General features: G+C 70.0%; 3 protein-coding genes and 1 pseudogene. 2 read left to right on the top strand and 2 right to left on the bottom strand.

The window, feature by feature from the left end:
* Positions 1-507 (bottom strand): annotated as a pseudogene (locus RT323_RS16565) (hypothetical protein); the annotation flags it as partial.
* A 93-nt stretch (positions 508-600) separates the two neighbouring features.
* Between RT323_RS16565 and RT323_RS16570 the strand changes: the two are divergent.
* Positions 601-1206, top strand: coding sequence for a TetR/AcrR family transcriptional regulator (locus tag RT323_RS16570; RefSeq protein WP_313410390.1), 606 nt, complete (start codon positions 601-603; stop codon positions 1204-1206).
* Between the two features lie 33 nt (positions 1207-1239).
* Here the strand turns inward: RT323_RS16570 and RT323_RS16575 are convergent, their stop codons facing one another.
* Positions 1240-1728: an inorganic diphosphatase gene (locus tag RT323_RS16575; RefSeq protein ID WP_313410392.1), complete on the bottom strand. Its 489-nt coding sequence runs from the start codon at positions 1726-1728 to the stop codon at positions 1240-1242.
* Positions 1729-1775: 47 nt separating this feature from the next.
* Between RT323_RS16575 and RT323_RS16580 the strand changes: the two genes are divergently transcribed.
* The coding region (locus RT323_RS16580; protein ID WP_313410394.1) for a hypothetical protein at positions 1776-2120 on the top strand (345 nt) is incomplete at its 3' end.

Here is a 2120-nt window from a genome sequence, read left to right on the forward strand (position 1 = left end):
CGCCGCCGCGCCGCCGAGGCCGCCCGCGGTGAGCACCGCGAGGTGGCAGTCGCCGCGGTACTCGCGCAGGGCGGTGAGGGACTGCCAGAAGTCGATGACCGGATCGTCGGCCGGTGCGAGGTCGGCATGGGCCGCGGCGAGTGGCCTGCCCGCCCAGTCGACGCCTCGCAGCACCGCACGGACGTGGGGTGCCAGCTCGGCGGCGGTGTCCTTCACCGGTGCCAGCAGGTCGCGCGCCAGCGCGTGTCGCGCGGCGAGGACGTCGTCCCGGTCGGCGAGCGCCCACGCGTCCGGGATGGCCCGATGCACCAGGTGTGGGGCGAACCCGTGGAACGTCGCGACGACCAACTCCGGGCCGGGAGTTCCGAGCGCCGCCGACCGGCTGGCGAAGTAGCCCATCCAGTACCCCTTGAGCCCGACCGCCGCGTACCGCTCCTTGGCGTCGGGGGCGAAGTAGACGCCGCCGTGAAGGGTCTCGATCGCGTTCCACAGGGCCCGTGAGGTCATGGCTGGACTCTAGCGACGGACCGCGGAACGAAACGGAGGACGAGAGGTGGCGATCTTCGGATACCATCGGTATGCGAAAGGGAGGTCACGATCGTGCCCGAGACCAAGGTCAGTCGCGCTGAACGCCAGCAGCAGACGCGTGAACGCCTCATCGAGGTGGCGACGACGATGTTCCTCGACGTCGGCTACTCCGGGACGTCGCTGGACAAGGTCGCGCTCGAGGCCGGCTTCTCGAAGGGCGCGGTCTACTCGAACTTCGCCGGCAAGGAAGAGCTCTGCATGGCGGTGCTCGACGTGATCCACGCCGAGAAGATCCGCCTCGTGCAGTCGGTGTTCGCCGAGGAGACGTCGATCGAGCAGCGGGTCAAGAGCTTCGTCGAGTGGTCCCGCTCCGGGCTGGGCGAACCGCGCTGGACCTCGCTCGAGGTCGAGTTCGCCGCCGTCGCCCGTCACAACCCGTGGGTCGCCTCCGAGCTGGTCAAGCGACACCGTGAGGTGCGCCGGCTGATCGCCCAGCTGATCGAGGTCACGGTCGCCGAGTCCGGACTCGAGACGACCATCCCGATCGAGAGCGTCGCCACGGCGCTGCTGGCGCTGGGCGCGGGCCTGGGCGGCCTGCGCGCGCTCGACCCGCGCATCGACATGGACGTCTTCGGCGTCATCCTGGCCGGCCTGGTGAGGACGCGCCGCGACGAGTGACCAGCAGGCGCACCGAGGCGCGCCCGCCGCGGGTCAGTGAGAGGCTTCCTGGAAGCGCTTGACGCTGGCCTCGATCTCGGCCTCGGCGGCGGCGCGCCCGACCCACTCGGTGTTGTCCTCGACGAACTTGCCGGGCTCGAGGTCCTTGTAGTGCAAGAAGAAGTGCTTGATCTCGTCGAGCGTGAACTGCGAGATGTCGCCGATGTCCTGGATGTCGTCGAAGCGCGGGTCCTTGGGCACGACGAGCACCTTGTCGTCACCGCCGGCGTCGTCGGTCATCTTGAACATCGCGACCGCGCGGCACTCGATGAGGCAGCCGGGGAAGGTCGGGACCGGCAGCAGGACCAGCGCGTCGAGCGGGTCGCCATCGAGTCCGAGCGTGTCCTCGATGTAGCCGTAGTCGGTCGGGTACTGCATCGACGTGAACAGGAACCGGTCGAGTCGGACCCGGTGTGTCTCGTGGTCGACCTCGTACTTGTTGCGCTCGCCCTTGGGGATCTCCACGGTGACGTCGAAAAACACGGTTCCTCCGGGTTAGCAGATTGCGGGTGTCACATAGTCTGACGCACGTGACGGCTCGCGGCGCCCGCAGGGGGGAGAGAGTGCACGCGGCCTGGGTACTGCCGGTGCTCGTCCTGGCGACCCTCGCGTCGATCGGCTGGCTCTACGCCCGCGGCGACCTCAACGCGGTCCTGTGTGACGGCCCGTGCGGCCCGGAGTACGTGACAGCGCCGGTCGGACTCGTGTCGCCGGCGATCGCCGACGACGATCCCGCGACGGTCGGGTCCGCCCGCGTCGACGCCGCGGCGCTCGCGTCCGCCGTGCAGCGTCCGCTCGCCTCGGGCGACCTGGGACGGCGCTCCGCGCTGGTGGCGCTCGACGCCCGGGACGGCTCGGTCCTCCTGGACGAGACC

It is taken from the genome of Aeromicrobium sp., assembly GCF_032084975.1.
GTDB lineage: Bacteria > Actinomycetota > Actinomycetes > Propionibacteriales > Nocardioidaceae > Aeromicrobium.